Source organism: Streptomyces sp. SDT5-1 (assembly GCF_052245995.1).
In the GTDB taxonomy this organism is placed as follows: Bacteria; Actinomycetota; Actinomycetes; order Streptomycetales; family Streptomycetaceae; genus Streptomyces.
This window is the reverse complement of record NZ_CM125963.1, coordinates 6,584,702-6,599,744: the sequence shown is the minus strand read 5'-3', so window position 1 is coordinate 6,599,744 and position 15,043 is coordinate 6,584,702. Positions and strand designations below refer to the sequence as shown.

The following is a 15,043-nucleotide window of genomic DNA, read 5'->3' as shown; positions in this document are numbered from 1 at the left end:
GGGTCAGCCCGCGAGCAGTCCGGCCACGCGCCGGGCGGTGTCGGCGTCCCGCGCGGCCGTGAACGGCAGCGCGTTCCCGCCGCGGATCGAGAAGGGCTCGCCGTCGCGCGTGAGGTGCGCGCCGCCGGCCTCCTCGACGAGGAGCATGCCGGCCGCGTGGTCCCAGGCCAGCTCCCAGCTGAACGCGATGGCGTCGACGGTGCCGCGGGCGATGCCCAGGTACTCCAGGCCCGCCGAGCCGCACGGGCGCGGCGCGACGCCGTCCGTCCACAGCCCGAGCAGGGCCTTCTTCTGCTCGTCGGTGGTGAAGTCGGGGTGCGAGGTCGCGATCCGCAGGTCGGCGCCGGGCGCCGGGGGTCCTGCGTGCAGCACCTCGCCGTTGAGCCGCGCGCCCCTGCCGCGGACGGCGACGGCCATCTCGTCGAGCGCGGGTGCGTACGTCCAGGAGGCGAGCACCACGCCGTCGACCGCGAGGGAGACGAGGGTGCAGAAGCCGGGGTCGCCGTGCACGAACTGGCGGGTGCCGTCGACGGGGTCGACGATCCACACGGGGGCGTCGCCCCTGAGCGCCTCGTACGTGCGGGGGTCGGCGGCGACGGCCTCCTCGCCGACCACGACGGAGCCGGGCAGGCGGGCGGCGAGCTCGCGCGTGAGGTGTTCCTCAGCGCGCTTGTCGGCGACCGTCACGAGGTCGTGCGGTGCGCTCTTCTCCTCGATCTCGTCGGCGTCGAGCCGGCGGAAGCGCGGGGTGATCTCGGCCGCCGCGGCGGCTCGGACGATGCTCTCGACGTCGGTCGTGAGCCGGTGGTCGATGTGCGTGTTCAGGAACTCTTCGATGGTCGGAAAGTCGTCGATGCTTTCCGTCTTTGTTTCGATCATGACTCCATGAGAACACACTCCACTGACAGCGCCCTCATGGCAGGTGAACGGGAGGTGGCCCCCGGATGATTTCCGGGGGCCACACGCTGCGTGACGGGTCAGCGACCGACCGCGTATCCCTGCATGCCGCGCGGGTTCGCCGCCGCCGACAGGACGCCGGTGCGCGGGTCGCGGGCGACGGCGCACAGCCGCCCCTCGGACCATGCATCGCCCACGGTCACGTCGTGGCCGCGGCGGCGCAGCTCGGCGACGACGTCGCCGTCCATGCGGGACTCGACGGTGACCGACCCCGGCCGCATGCCGCGCGGGAAGAAGGAACCGGGGAACGAGTCGTTGTGCCAGTTCGGGGCGTCGATGGCGCCCTGGAGGTCGAGCCCGCCGCGCACCGCGGAGCGCAGCGCCACGGCCAGGAAGAAGTGCACCTGCCACTGGTCCTGCTGGTCGCCGCCGGGCGTGCCGAAGGCCATCACCGGGACGCCGTCCTTGAGGGCGAGGGACGGGGTGAGCGTGGTGCGGGGCCGCTTTCCGGGCGTCAGGGAGTTCGGCAGGCCCTCGTCGAGCCAGGTCATCTGGAGCCGGGTGCCGAGCGGGAAGCCCAGCTCGGGGACGACCGGGTTGGACTGGAGCCAGCCGCCGGAGGGCGTGGCGGCGACCATGTTGCCCCAGCGGTCGACGATGTCGATGTGGCAGGTGTCACCGCGGGTCAGCCCGTCCTCGCGCACGTCGGGCTCGCCGGGCACCGGGGACGTGGGGCTCTTGGCGACGGTCGGCTCGCCCGCGCCCGCGACGCCCATGGCGTCGAAGCCCTCCTCGCCGGAGGCGACGGCGTGGGCGTGCGCGCTGAGCTTCGGCTCGACGCCGAGCGGGCTGCCGGGGCGCAGCTCGTGGGAGGCCTTGTCGGGGTCGATGAGGGCGCGCCGCGCGGCGTTGTACTCGTCGGAGAGCAGCGCCTCCACGGGGACGTCGGCCGCGTCGCCGTACCAGGCCTCCCGGTCGGCCATGGCGAGCTTGCAGCCCTCGACGAGCAGGTGCACGTAGTCGGCGGACCCGTAGGCGGGCAGCTCGGGCGGGAGCAGGGCGAGCTGCTGGAGGAAGGCGGGGCCCTGGCTCCAGCCGCCGGCCTTGCACAGCGTCCAGCCGTTCCAGTCGTACGTCGCCGGGGCCTCGTACGACGCCGACCAGCCCTTGAGGTCGTCGAGCGTCAGGGTGCCGACGTGGCGCTCGCCGCTGGTGTCCTTGGTGGGGCGCTGCGCCTGGCGGACCAGGGCCTCGGCGATGAAGCCCTCGCGCCACACCGCGCGGGCGGCCTCTATCTGGGCGGCGCGGTCGGCGCCGCCGGTCTCCTCGGCCTCGGCTATGAGGCGCTTCCAGGTGGCGGCGAGCTGCGGGTTGCGCAGCAGTTCGCCGGGCTTCGGGGACTTGCCGTCGACGAGGTAGACCTCGGCGGACGAGGGCCACTCGGTCTCGAACAGCTCGCGGACGGTCTCGACGGTCTCGCCGACGCGCTCCACGGGCGCGTGCCCGTCCTCGGCGTACCCGATGGCGTACTTGAGGACGTCGGCGAGGGTCTTGGTGCCGTGGTCCTTCAGGAGCAGCATCCAGGCGTCGAACGCGCCGGGCACGGCGGCGGCGAGCGGTCCGGTGCCGGGGACGAGGTCGAGGCCGAGGGACTTGTAGTGCGCGACGGTGGCGCCCGCCGGGGCCCCGCCCTGCCCGCACAGCACCCGCACCTCTCCCCCGGTCGGCGCCAGGATGATCGGCACCTCGCCCGCTGGCCCGTTGAGGTGCGGCTCGACGACGTGCAGCACGAAGCCGGCGGCGACGGCGGCGTCGTACGCGTTGCCGCCGTCCTCCAGGACGGCCATGGCGGACTGGGAGGCGAGGTAGTGCGTGGAGGACACCATGCCGAAGGTGCCCTGGAGGGTCGGGCGGGTGGTGAACAAGGAGGCTCCTAGCTGGTGGCGGTGCGGGTGGTGGGGATCGTACGAGACGCTGCCGACAGCGCCTCCGGGGACGCTGCCGCGTCGGGGGCCGTGCCGTCCTCGGCGACGAGGTGGCAGGAGACCTCCCGGCCGCCGTCGAGAGTGCGCAGCGCCGGGACTTCGGTGCGGCAGCGGTCGACGGCGAGCGGGCAGCGCGTGTGGAAGCGGCAGCCGGCGGGAGGCGCCAGCGGGCTGGGCAGTTCGCCGCTGAGCACGATGCGTTCGCGGCTGCGCTGCGTGGCCGGGTCCGGGACGGGCGCGGCGGAGAGCAGCGCCTGCGTGTACGGGTGCTTGGGGTCGGCGAACAGCTCGCGCGTGGGGGCCTGTTCGACGATCTGGCCGAGGTACATGACGGCGATCCGGTCGGCGAGGTATTCGACGGCCGCGAGGTCGTGCGTGATGAACAGGCAGCCGAAGCCGCGGTCGCGCTGCAGGTCGGCCAGCAGGTTGAGGACGGATGCCTGCACGGAGACGTCGAGCGCGGAGGTCGGCTCGTCGGCGATCAGCAGGTCGGGGTCGACGCACAACGCGCGCGCGATGGAGATGCGCTGGCGCTGGCCGCCGGAGAGTTCGTGCGGGTGCCGGTCGGCGTGCTCGGGCCGCAGGCCCACCTGGGCGAGGAGTTCGGCCACGCGAGCGCGGGCCGCCTCGCCCTTGGCCAGGCCGTGCAGCTTGAGCGGTTCGGCGATGATCTGGCCGACCGTCATCCGCGGGTCGAGCGAGGACGACGGGTCCTGGAAGACGAGGTGGAAGTCCTTGCGCAGGGGCCGCAGGGCGCGCCGGGACATCGACGTGACGTCGGTGCCGTTGACGCGGACGGTGCCGCCGGTCGGCTCGTCGAGGCGGACGGCGCAGCGGCCGACGGTCGACTTGCCGCTGCCGGACTCGCCGACGAGGCCGACGACCTCGCCGCGGCCGACGCTCAGGGTGACGCCGTCGGCGGCGCGCACGGTGCCGCCGGACCCCGCGAAGTGCCGCTCCAGGTCGATCAGTTCAAGCACGGGCTCGGGGCTCATGACGCGGTCTCCTGGAGGGTGTGCGGGTGCCAGCAGGCGGCGCGGTGCGGGGCGTCGGCCCCGGCGTCCGCGGCGACGGCCTTGAGGCCGGGACGGCTCGACGTGCAGGTGTCGTCGGCGCGGGCGCAGCGCGGCGCGAACGTGCAGGCGTCGGGCTGGGAGTCGAGGCTCGGCACGAGGCCGGGGATCTCGGGGAGCCGCCGCTTGCCCTCGCCGCCGGGGCGGAGCACGGCGGACAGCAGGCCGCGTGTGTACGGGTGCTTGGGGTCGGCGAACAGCTCGTGCACCGGCGCCTGTTCGACGGGACGCCCCGCGTACATGACGAGCACCCGGTCGGCGGTGTCGGCCACCACGCCGAGGTCGTGCGTGATGAGGACGATGGCGGTGCCGAGCCGCTCGCGCAGCGACTGCAGCACCTCCAGGATGCCCGCCTGCACGGTGACGTCGAGCGCGGTCGTCGGCTCGTCGGCGATGAGGACGGCCGGGTCGCAGGCCACCGCGATGGCGATCATGACGCGCTGGCGCATGCCGCCGGAGAGCTGGTGCGGGTACTCGTCGACGCGCTCGGCCGGCGCGGGGATGCCGACGAGGTCGAGGAGTTCGACGGCACGCGCGCGTGCCTGCTTCTTGGTGAGTCCCTGGTGGCGGCGGAGCACCTCGCCGATCTGCCGGCCGATGGTGAGCACCGGGTTCAGGGACGTCATCGGCTCCTGGAAGATCATCGCGATGTCGTTGCCGCGGATCTTCCCGTACGTCCTGTCGTCGGCGCCCGCGAGCTCCTTGTCGCCGATCCGGACGGATCCGGTGATGTGCGCGGTGGGCGGCAGCAGGCCCATGACGGCCATGGAGGTGACGGACTTGCCGCAGCCCGACTCGCCCACCACGGCGAGCACTTCGCCCGCGTGCAGGTCGAAGGAGACCTGGTCGACGGCGTGCACGGTGCGCGTGTCGGAGCGGAACGAGACGGACAGGTCGCGGACGCTGAGGACTGGATCGGTGGTCATCGGGTCGCTCCACGGGGGTCGAGGACGTCGCGCAGGCCGTCGCCGAGCAGGTTGAACGCGAGGGTCGCGGCGACGACGGCGAGGCCGGGGAAGACCGCCATCCAGGGCGCCTGCGCGAGGAAGGACTGGGCGGAGGAGAGCATCACGCCGAGGGACGGGGCGGGCGGCTGCACGCCGAGGCCGAGGAAGCTGAGCAGGGCCTCGCCGATGATGGCGGTGGGGATGCCGACGGTGGCCTGCACGATCAGCGCCGACGTGGCGTTGGGCAGGATGTGCCGGAACAGGATGGTGCCGTCACCGCCGCCGTTGGCGACGGCCGCGGCCACGTAGTCGACGTGCTTGAGGCGGAGCGTCTCGGCGCGGGAGATGCGGATGACGGCCGGGATCTGCGAGATGCCGATGGCGATCGTCGCGTTGGTGAGCGAGGGGCCGAGGACGGCGGCGAGGCCGACGGCGAGCACCAGGAACGGGAAGGCGAGCATCGTGTCGGTGACGCGGGAGACGACGCTGTCGGCCACCTTGCCGTAGTACCCGGCGAGCAGCCCGAGCGGGACGCCGACGACGAAGGCGAGGACGACCGCGAGCACGCCGACCTGCATGGAGGCGCGGGCCCCGAACACGACGCGGGACAGCTGGTCGCGTCCGAGGTCGTCGGTGCCCAGCCAGTGCGCCCAGCTCGGCGCGGCGAGCACGTCGTCGAAGTCGGCGCGCGCCGGGTCGTACGGGGCGACGAGCGGCGCGAACAGCGCGGCGAGCACGAAGATCGCGGCGATGACGGCGCCGGTCATGGCGAGCTTGTTCTTGCGCAGGGCGCGCAGCTTGGCGTTCCCGGCGGCGCGGGCGCGTATTCCTGTGAGAGCCAGCGTGGTCACCGGGCACCTCCGAGCCGGATGCGCGGGTCGATGACCGAGTACGCCACGTCGACCAGCAGGTTGATGAAGATGTACGCGAACGACGTGCACAGCACCACGCCCTGCAGCGTCGCGTAGTCACGGGTGAAGACGGCGTCGATGGTGAGCTTGCCGAAGCCGGGGAGGACGAAGATCTGCTCGGTGACGACCGCGCCGGAGATCAGATGCCCGAGCTGGAGGCCGAGCACGGTGACGACGGTGACGAGCGAGTTGCGCAGCGCGTGCCCGCCGATCACCTCGCGGCGCGAGAGGCCCTTGGCGCGGGCCGTGCGCACGTAGTCCGCGGAGAGCGAGTCGAGCATCGCGGCGCGGGTCTGGCGCATGACGACGGCGGCGAGCCCGGAGCCGAGGACGATCGCGGGCAGCACCATGCGGCGCAGGTTGTCGATCGGGTCGGTGCCGAAGGGGACGAAGCCCGAGGCCGCGAAGACCGGTACGGCGATCGCGAAGGCGAGGACCAGGACGATGCCCAGCCAGAACGTCGGCACGGAAAGGCCGAGGAGCGCGAGGGCGTTGGCGATCCACTCGGCCGTCCTGCCGCGCCGCACGGCGGCGACCACTCCGGCGCCGACGCCGAGGACGATCGCCAACAGCAGGGACAGGGCGGCGAGTTCGAGGGTGACGGGCAGCGCCTGCGCGATGGCGTCGGAGACCGGGAGCCCGGTGCGCGAGGAGTTGCCGAGGTCGCCCTGGAGGGCGTGCCCGATGAACCGGCCGTACTGGACGACGATGTTGTCGTCGAGCCCGTACGCGGCCCGGATCGCGGCCAGCGCCTTCGGGCTGCGCTCCTCACCGGCGAGGGCGAGCGCCGGGTCGCCGGGCAGCGCGCGGATGCCGGCGAACACGACGATCGACACGAGGAACATCGTGACCACGGACTGCCGCACGCGGGTCAGCACGTACCTGGCCATGGGGTGCCCGGCGAGCCACCCCGCCTTCTTCGACTCGGCCTTCTGGAGGGCCACTTGAGCGGTCGTCACTTGACGTACCCCGCATCCTTGACTCGGACGAGGCCGTCGCCGTAGACGTGCAGGCCCGCGACGTCCTTCCCGGTGACGACGTAGTTCTTCTGGCGGTAGAGGTAGATCAGGGCGTGCTCGGCGTTCACCTCGCGGATCAGCTCGGCGTAGATCCTGTCGCGCTCGGCGGGGTCGGACTCGGTGCGGCCGCGCTTGATCAGCTTGTCGATCTTGGGGTTGCCGAGGCCGTAGGCGTTCATCGCGCCCTTGGTCTGGAGGAAGCTGGCGATGTTGCCGTCGGGGTCGAGGCGTCCCGACCAGCCGCTCTGGAAGGCCTGGTAGTGGCCGTCGTCGGTCTCCTCGAGCATCGTGGCGTACTCGGTGGGGCGCAGGGTCAGGGCGAAGCCGGCGTCCTTGACCATCGCCTGGATGACCTGGCCGATGCGGCTCCACTCGGGCGTCGTGGGGATCTTCAGCTCGATGTGGACCGCGCCCTTGACGCCCGCCTCCTTCAGCAGTTTCTTGGCCTTCGGTACGTCCCGCTTGGGGCACTCGGAGGCCTTGACGCCGGGCGCGATCGCGGAGGCCGGGGACATCGGGCCGCAGGCCGGCTCGTACATGCCCTGGAAGGCGACCTTGTTGATGAGGGTGCGGTCGATGGCCAGCTCGAAGGCCTCGCGGACGCGGACGTCCTTCGCCATCGGGGTGTCGACCTTGCCGGGCGCCTGGCCGAGGCCCTTGACGTTGCCGACGTTGATGCCGATGCCCTGGTAGCCGAGCGAGGGCGAGTTGAAGAGCTGGAGCTTGTTGTCGGTGAGGGCGCTCTTCACGTCGACGGGGACCATCTGGTCGCCGACCTGGACGTCGCCGGAGCGCAGGTTGGCGAGGCGGACGCTGCCGTCGGGGATGGGCTTGTAGATCACCCGGTCCAGGTGGACGTCCTTGGCGTCGTAGTAGTGGGGGTCCTTGGCGACGACGATGCGGTCGCCGCCGACGCGCTCCACGAACCGGAACGGGCCGACGCAGGACGGGTGGTTGGTGAAGTTCTTGCCGTACTTCTTGAGCGCGGTCGGCGACATCACCATGCCGGAGCGGTCGGCGAGCACGGCGGTCAGCGGCACGTAGGGCTGCTTGAGGGTGAGCCGCACGCCGTACGGGCCCGTGGCCTTCGCCGACTTCAGCGGGGTCAGCTCGGTGGCGCGGGCGGAGCCCGACAGGTCGCGGTGGCGCAGCAGGGAGGTGACGACGGCGTCGGCGGTGAGCTTCGTGCCGTCGCTGAACTTGGCGTCCTTGCGCACGTCGAAGGTGACGGTGCGGCCGTCCTTCGACACCTTGGGCAGGCGGGTGGCGAGCTGCGGGACGACCTCGCCCTTCCGGTTGACGTCGTAGAGCTTCTCGCACATGCCCGCGAAGACGGTGCGGCCCACGAGGGTCTGGGCGAGCGTCGGGTCGAGCTTGTCGGGGTCGGCGTTGAGGGCGACGGTGAGCGTTCCGCCGTCACGGACCGGACGGTCGTCGGTCATCCGCTCCCCGCCCACCTCCGTGGCCGAGGACTGAAGGGAGCCGCAGCCCGCCAGAGTGGACATCGCCAGGACAACTGCCGTCAGGGCAACCGCTGTTCGGCGCACGAGGGCGTACCTCCGCCAGGGATGAGGGGTGGGCGATCGGTGAGCGATCAAGGAATACGGAAGAACGTATTTCGCATACAGTCCGCACACAAGAGGGTTGTCCGGGATCCGGACAACCCTTGGTGAAGATTGGATAACCCCACGCGACAAAGCGGATCTGCATCAACAAATCGGCCCGGCAGCTGACCGATCGGTCAGTCGCCGGGCCTCACGAGTCGGCACCGCGGCGGGGACGCCCCCGCAGGGATCAGCTGTCCACCCAGCCGTGCTTGCGGCCGCTCTGCACCAACTCCTTGCGGATGGCCAGGATCTGATCGCCCGTCAGCGAGGGGGCCGCGCGCAGCAGCAGCTCCGTGACCTCGTTGGTGAACTCGTCGACACGCAGCACGTCGCACAGCACGTCGTCGCCGTCCGCCGCGTGCCGTCCCGGCGCGGGCGCGGAGGCGCCCTCGGCGAGCTGCACCGACGAGGCCTTGGGCCCGCGGTCGCCCTCCTCGATGTCGAACGACACCTTCAGGCCCGTGCGGATGTACGACTCGGGGATCAGGAGGTCGTTCACATGCAGGAAGACGTCCTCGCCGCCGTCGTCCGGCGCGATGAATCCGTAACCACGCGCTCCGTCGAAGCGCACCACACGACCGGCTGCCACACCGACCCCCAACCACCTCGGCGGACCCTGCATCCGCGACCACCAACAACGTGTGCGGATCCTACCCGTCCGCACCTGCGATCCCGTGGACCCTCAGGGGTGACGCCCCAGGGTGATGTCACGGTGACGGAAGTGGCGGTATCGGTGCACAGGAACTCGTGTGAGACTGGCGTCCCCCACCCACCCTGACGCAAGGGACGTACGCCGTGCGTTCTCTCCCGCTTCCGGTCACCCTGACCGCACGCCTGCTGCCCGTCGCCGTGCTCGCCTGCGCGGGCTGGGCCTACTCGTCGGGCCCGATGGCGGCCCCGTCCGCCAGCGAGGACCGCCCCGAGGCATCCGAGTCCTCCGCGGCGCCCGACGAGCCCGGCGAGACCGTCGCCGCGAAGACGTACGAGCGGCCGCCCGCCCCGTGCGGGACGCTGCCCGCGTCGACCGTGAAGTCGCTGGTGCCGGACGCGAAGACGGCCGGCAAGGAGCTGTCGGCGACCGACGAGTCGATCCGCCGCGGCTGCTCGTGGAGCGCTCTGAAGGGCTACGACTACCGCTGGCTCGACGTCTCCTTCGAGGTGAAGGACTCCGACGACCTCGCCAAGAAGGCGTTCGCCGCCAGTGAGGCCGCGCAGGGCAGCAAGCAGGACATCGGCGACGAGGCCGCCCTGACGACCGACTCCACGTCCAAGGACAAGCAGCAGACCCGCGAGGCCGTGCTGACGTTCCGCAAGGGGAACGCGCTGGTCACCGTCACGTACAACGGCAGCGACTTCGAGTCCAAGGGCGCCCCGTCGGCCGGCACGATGAGCAAGGGCGCCCTGCGGGCCGCCAAGGACGCGGCGGCCGCGCTCGACTCCGCCAAGGGCTCCTGACTCAGCCCCGCCGGGGCGGCCAGTTCGTGAACGTCTTGGGGCGCGGCGGCGCGTACGTGCGCACCTTCGACGTGCTCAGGCCCATCCTGACCAGCGACTCCGCGACGGTCACGGCCGCCGCGACGCCGTCCACGACGGGCACACCCGTGCGCGCCTTGACCTCGTCCACGAGGCCCGCCATTCCGCCGCAGCCCAGGCAGATCACCTCGGCCCTGTCCTCCTCCACGGCCCGCGCCGACTGCTCGACGATGGCCTTGACCGCGGCGTCCGGGTCGCGCTCCAGGTCGAGCACGGCGAGGCCACTGGCCCGTACGGAGGCGAGCCGGTCGGTGAGCCCGGCCAGCTTGAGGCGGTCCTCGATGAGCGGCACGGCCCGGTCGAGCGTGGTGACCACGGAGTACTTGTGGCCGAGGTACATCGCGGTGCTCGCGGCGGCCTCGGTGATGTCGACGACCGGTACGTCGAGGAGCTCCTGGAGCCCCTCGCGGCCGTGCTCGCCGTAGCCCGCCTGCACGACGGCGTCGAAGGGCTCCGGGTACGCGCGGACCGTCTCCATGACGGCGATCGCGGCCAGGTAGCTCTCGTAGTTGCCCTCGCAGGAGTCGGGGCCGAACGCCGGGGTGAGCGGCACGATCTCGGTGCCCGGCGAGGCCACGGCCCTGGCCTGCGCGCCGATGCTCTCGGTCATGTCCTCGGTGGTGTTGACGTTGCAGACGAGAATGCGCATGGCGGGCTACAGCTTTCTTCTTGTTGTGCTTCGGGGTGGTGCGGGGACGGCGGGGGTCAGGCGGCGGGTACCGCGATCTCCTCGCCGTCCTGGTCGACGGCGGTCCTGCTGCGGTCCGCGACGACAACGTAGAGCAGCGCGGCGAGTCCGGCGCCGATGAACCAGGAGAACCCGGAGACCGCCTTGAAGGCGGGCACGAGGGCGATCACCACCGCGACCGCGGCGGCCGGGGCGAAGGCGCCGACGGCGCGCAGGTGGAAGCCGGACTTGTAGTGGTAGTCGGCGTCCGGGGCGTCGGTGTAGAGGTCCGGCACATTGACGCGGGTCCTGCGGACGAGCCAGTAGTCGGCCATGACCACACCGAAGGCCGGGCCGAGCAGGGCGCCGAGGCCGCCGAGGAAGTAGTTCACGACGGTCGGGCTGTTGTAGAGGTTCCACGGCAGGATGACGAGGCCGATGACGGCGCTGACGACGCCGGCCTTGCGGAAGTCGAGCCTGCGCGGGAACAGGTTGACCAGCGTGTAGACGGGCGCGACGAAGTTCGCGAGCAGGTTGACCGCGATGGTCAGGACGATGAAGGCGAGGGAGGCGAGGACCATCAGCGGCGTACTGGGGATGGTCGCGACGATGTCCTCGGGACCCGCGATGACCTTGCCGTTGATCTGGAACTGGCCGCCGGAGAGCACGACGACGATGCCGGCGAAGAACAGCATGTTGAGCGGGATGCCGACGAGGTTGCCGGTGACGATGGCGCGGCGGCTCTTCGCGGAGCGGGTGAAGTCGCAGAAGTTGAGCACGAAGGTGCCGTAGATGACGACCCACAGCGCGGCGGACTCGAGGATCTGCCGCCAGGCGTCGAAGCCGGTGGGCGCGGAGCCGGTGGACACGGCGATGGTCATGTCCGCCTTGACGAAGATCCAGACGGCGAGCGCGCACATCGTGATGAGGATGGTCGGCGCGGCGAACGCCATGTACTTGCGGATGAGTTCCATGCCGTAGCTGACGATGACGACCTGGACGACCCACAGGGTCAGGAAGGTGATCCAGCCGAGGGTGGACAGGCCCAGGATCGAGTTGTGATCGAGCGAGGCGGCGCCGGGCGCCAGCTTCTTGATCACGGCGCCGAGGACGACGGCGGCGAGATACGTCTGGATGCCGAACCAGGCGATGGCGACGGCCCCGCGCACGGCGGCGGGGATCTGCGCCCCGCGGATGCCGAAGGCGATCCGGCTCATCACGGGGAACGGCACGCCGGTCTTCTGGCCCATGTAGCCGGAGAGCGTGAGCAGCCCGAAGAGCAGCAGCGAGGCGACGGCGAAGGCGATGAGGATCTGCCAGACGCTGAGCCCGAGCGCGAACAGCCCGACGGCGAAGGCGTAGTTGCCGAGGCTGTGCACGTCGTTGCCCCACAGCGTGAAGACGTTGTACGCGCCCCAGCGGCGGCCCTCCTTCTTGGTGGGGGCCAGATCGGGACTGTAGAGACCCGGACTGGTACGGGCGGGCCCGTCGACAGCGGCGGTGGGGGTCTGTTCGTGCACGGCAGCCATGACGCGCTCCTGGATGTCCACAATTTCCGCGATGAGGAATATGACTTCCTCTTGGCGGGATGACGCTACTGGCGGGTTTTGCGGTAATCAAGAGGTGTACGCGAAGAAAACACCGATTCCTCACGCGCCAACTGGCCGCCCAATTCGGGCATTTGACGGGCAGGGCGCACACAGTGCACACAGCGCCCGCCTCTCCAGTTTGGTATACCAAACCTGATCGGAGGGCGATCCGTCAATGGCTCACGTCACAGAAAGCGGATTCAGAGGAAGCTGCGCGATTCATTGACGCGCGAAGCCTTCGACCCTACGTTCCCGTCCGGACACACGAATGGCATTCGACATGCCGAACAAGGGAGCCCCCCATGCCCCGCGCTTCACGAAGAACCGCGTTACTCGCCCTCCCCGCCGCCGCGCTGCTGGCCCTGATCCCCTCGACCGCGTCGGCGTACCCCAACCCCGGTACGGTCACCGGCGCCACCGTCGTCCACGACCCCACGATGATCCGCACCTCCGCCGGCACGTACCTGCTCTACGCGACCGGCGGCGGCCTCGCCGAACGCTCGTCGACCGACCGCACCGCCTTCACCGCGGGCCGCGACGCCTTCACCACCAAACCCTCGTGGTGGTCCTCGTACGCGACGGAGGCCTGGGCACCCGACATCTCGTACCACGGCGGCAGGTACCTGATGTACTACGCCGTCTCGACCTTCGGTTCCAACAAGTCGGCGATCGGCCTCGCCGGTTCGACGACCGGCGAGCCCGGCTCCTGGACCGACTACGGCGTCGTCTACACCTCCACCACGTCCAGCGACTACAACGCCATCGACCCGAACCTCTTCGTCGACGGCGACGGCAAGTGGTGGCTGTCGTTCGGCAGTTGGTGGAGCGGGATCAAGATGATCCGCGTCGACCCGGCGACCGGCAAGCAGCACGCGGGCGACACCAAGCGCTACTCGCTGGCCGCGCGCCCCACCGGCACCAAGGCCGTCGAGGCCCCGTACGTCGTCAAGCACGGCGCCTACTACTACCTGTTCGCCTCGTACGACACCTGCTGCGCGGGCACCAGCTCCACGTACAAGGTCAAGGTCGGCCGCGCCACCAGCGTCACCGGCCCCTACTACGACAAGAACGGTGTCGCCATGACGAACAACGGCGGCACCCCGGTCCTCGAGTCGCACGGCCGCTACATCGGCCCCGGCGGCCAGTCGATCATGAGCGACGTCGACGGCGATCTCATCGTCTACCACTACTACGACGGCCAGGACAACGGCACCCCGAAGCTCGGCATCAACCTGCTCGACTGGAGCTCGGGGTGGCCCGTCGCCTACTGAGAGCGGCGCCTACTGAGAGCGGCGCCTACTGGGAGCGGCGCTCCCCCAGCATCAGCCCCGTGTAGAGGGCGAGTGACGCCGCGAGGCCGACCGCCCAGCCGTAGTCGGCCAGCGGTTTGAGGAACGGGATCAGGCCGTCGACGGGGAACGGGCCCGCCTTCTCGCCCTTCGCGTTCAGCGTCGAGTACGAGCCGCCCACGGCCAGTACGCCGCCGACCGCGAAGGCGAGAACGGCGCGCCAGTTCCAGCCGCCCCGGTACCAGTAGCGCCCGCCGCGCACATACAGGTCCGCCAGGTGCAGCACCGTGCGCCGCACGATCCAGTAGTCCGCGATCAGGATGCCGGCGACCGTGCCGAGCAGGCCGCCGACGACGCCGAGCCACGTGAAGATGTACAGCTCGGGCGTCGACGTCAGTTTCCACGGCATGACGAGCACGCCCACCACGCCGGTGAGGATCGCGCCGGTGCGGAAGCTGATGAGCTTCGGGGCCAGGTTCGCCAGGTCGTAGGCCGGGGACACGACGTTCGCCGCGACGTTCACGGAGATCGTCGCCACGAACACCGTGACCAGGGCGAACAGCAGCCCGAACACGTTGTCCGTCTTCCCCGCCAGCGCCACCGGATCCCAGATCGGCGCCCCGTACACCTTCTCGGAACCGGCCGTGACCAGCACCGACATCAGCGCGAAGAGCGTCATGGTCGTCGGCAGACCCATGGTCTGGCCCCAGACCTGCGCCCGCTGCCCCTTCCCGAAGCGGGTGAAGTCCGGGATGTTCAGGGACAGCGTCGACCAGAAGCCGATCATGCCCATCAGGCCGGGGAAGAAGACTTTCCAGAAGTCGGGACCCCAGCCGACCTTCGACGGCTCGTGCAGCAGCGGGCCGAAGCCGCCCGCCTTGTTCGCGATCCAGACGAGCAGCACCACCGCGCCGACGAGCACGAACGGCGCCGCCCAGTTCTCGAAGCGGCGCAGCGTCTCCATGCCCCGGTAGATGATGGCGAGTTCGATGGCCCAGAAGACGACGAAGCAGAGCCACAGCGTCCACGGGTAGCCGCCGACCTCGGCCGCCCCCGTCCAGCCGCCGAAGATCTTCCCGAGCAGCACGAAGATGCCCTGGCCGCCGATCCACGTCTGGATGCCGAACCAGCAGCAGGCGACGGCGGCCCGCACCATCGCGGGCAGATTGGCGCCGCGGATCCCGAACCCGGCCCGCGCGAGGACCGGGAAGGGGATGCCGTACTTGGGTCCCGCGTGCCCCGTGAGCAGCATCGGGAGCAGCACGATGACATTGGCGAGGGCGATGGTGAGGACGGCCTGCTTCCAGTCCATGCCCAGCGCGACGAGCCCGGACGCCAGCGTCCAGGAGGGGATGCAGTGCGCCATCCCGATCCACAGGGCCACGAAGTTGTACGTGGTCCAGCGGCGGTCGGCGAGCGGTACGGGGCGCAGATCCTCGTTGGCGTAGCGGCTGCCGGCGGGGTACGCGTCGGCGGCGAGCTCCACCGCGGTCCTCGATGCTCTCGGAGCGGTGTCGGTCATGGGC

The 15,043-nt window shown here is 70.8% G+C and carries 13 protein-coding genes; 2 read left to right on the top strand and 11 right to left on the bottom strand.

Features of this window, described 5'->3' with window-relative positions; genetic code table 11:
* Positions 1–3: 3 nt before the first annotated feature.
* The 8 genes from ACTWJ8_RS30265 to ACTWJ8_RS30230 all read right to left on the bottom strand — a co-directional run bounded on the left by ACTWJ8_RS30265 (position 4) and on the right by ACTWJ8_RS30230 (position 9,028).
* Positions 4–879, bottom strand: a complete 876-nt coding sequence (locus ACTWJ8_RS30265; protein ID WP_356379229.1) for an inositol monophosphatase family protein — start codon at positions 877–879, stop codon at positions 4–6.
* 98 nt (positions 880–977) lie between these two features.
* Positions 978–2,822 (bottom strand): gamma-glutamyltransferase family protein, encoded by a 1,845-nt coding sequence (locus tag ACTWJ8_RS30260; RefSeq protein WP_443260803.1) that lies wholly within the window; start codon positions 2,820–2,822, stop codon positions 978–980.
* A gap of 8 nt (positions 2,823–2,830) precedes the next feature.
* Complete coding sequence (locus ACTWJ8_RS30255) at positions 2,831–3,877, bottom strand: ABC transporter ATP-binding protein (protein ID WP_443260802.1); 1,047 nt, start codon at positions 3,875–3,877, stop codon at positions 2,831–2,833.
* Positions 3,874–4,881, bottom strand: coding sequence for an ABC transporter ATP-binding protein (locus tag ACTWJ8_RS30250; RefSeq protein ID WP_356379222.1), 1,008 nt, complete (start codon positions 4,879–4,881; stop codon positions 3,874–3,876). The genes ACTWJ8_RS30255 and ACTWJ8_RS30250 overlap by 4 nt, the downstream gene beginning before the upstream one ends.
* A complete protein-coding gene (locus tag ACTWJ8_RS30245; RefSeq protein WP_443265031.1) occupies positions 4,878–5,744 on the bottom strand; it encodes an ABC transporter permease in 867 nt (288 codons plus the stop codon). Before ACTWJ8_RS30245 ends, ACTWJ8_RS30250 begins: the two co-directional genes overlap by 4 nt.
* A 5-nt stretch (positions 5,745–5,749) precedes the next feature.
* Complete coding sequence (locus ACTWJ8_RS30240) at positions 5,750–6,703, bottom strand: ABC transporter permease (RefSeq protein ID WP_356379707.1); 954 nt, start codon at positions 6,701–6,703, stop codon at positions 5,750–5,752.
* Between the two features lie 65 nt (positions 6,704–6,768).
* A complete protein-coding gene (locus tag ACTWJ8_RS30235; RefSeq protein ID WP_356379216.1) occupies positions 6,769–8,337 on the bottom strand; it encodes an ABC transporter substrate-binding protein in 1,569 nt (522 codons plus the stop codon).
* A 289-nt stretch (positions 8,338–8,626) separates the two neighbouring features.
* Positions 8,627–9,028, bottom strand: a complete 402-nt coding sequence (locus ACTWJ8_RS30230; protein ID WP_356379213.1) for a cold-shock protein — start codon at positions 9,026–9,028, stop codon at positions 8,627–8,629.
* Positions 9,029–9,234: 206 nt separating this feature from the next.
* Between ACTWJ8_RS30230 and ACTWJ8_RS30225 the strand changes: the two genes are divergently transcribed.
* Entirely contained in the window at positions 9,235–9,894 is a 660-nt protein-coding gene (locus tag ACTWJ8_RS30225; RefSeq protein WP_443260801.1) for a hypothetical protein, read from the top strand.
* Between the two features lies 1 nt (position 9,895).
* On the opposite strand, the gene ACTWJ8_RS30220 is transcribed toward ACTWJ8_RS30225, so the two are convergent.
* Both ACTWJ8_RS30220 and ACTWJ8_RS30215 read right to left on the bottom strand, forming a co-directional pair.
* Positions 9,896–10,621 carry an aspartate/glutamate racemase family protein gene (locus ACTWJ8_RS30220; protein ID WP_356379207.1) on the bottom strand — a complete coding sequence of 242 codons (726 nt, stop codon included), beginning with the start codon at positions 10,619–10,621 and terminating at the stop codon, positions 9,896–9,898.
* 56 nt (positions 10,622–10,677) lie between these two features.
* A complete protein-coding gene (locus ACTWJ8_RS30215; protein WP_356379204.1) occupies positions 10,678–12,168 on the bottom strand; it encodes an NCS1 family nucleobase:cation symporter-1 in 1,491 nt (496 codons plus the stop codon).
* Between the two features lie 362 nt (positions 12,169–12,530).
* Between ACTWJ8_RS30215 and ACTWJ8_RS30210 the strand changes: the two genes are divergently transcribed.
* The gene (locus tag ACTWJ8_RS30210; protein WP_443260800.1) at positions 12,531–13,499 is read left to right on the top strand and encodes an arabinan endo-1,5-alpha-L-arabinosidase; all 969 of its coding nucleotides are present in this window, start codon (positions 12,531–12,533) and stop codon (positions 13,497–13,499) included.
* Between the two features lie 25 nt (positions 13,500–13,524).
* Here the strand turns inward: ACTWJ8_RS30210 and ACTWJ8_RS30205 are convergent, their stop codons facing one another.
* Entirely contained in the window at positions 13,525–15,039 is a 1,515-nt protein-coding gene (locus tag ACTWJ8_RS30205; RefSeq protein WP_443260799.1) for an NCS1 family nucleobase:cation symporter-1, read from the bottom strand.
* Between the last annotated feature and the right edge of the window lie 4 nt (positions 15,040–15,043).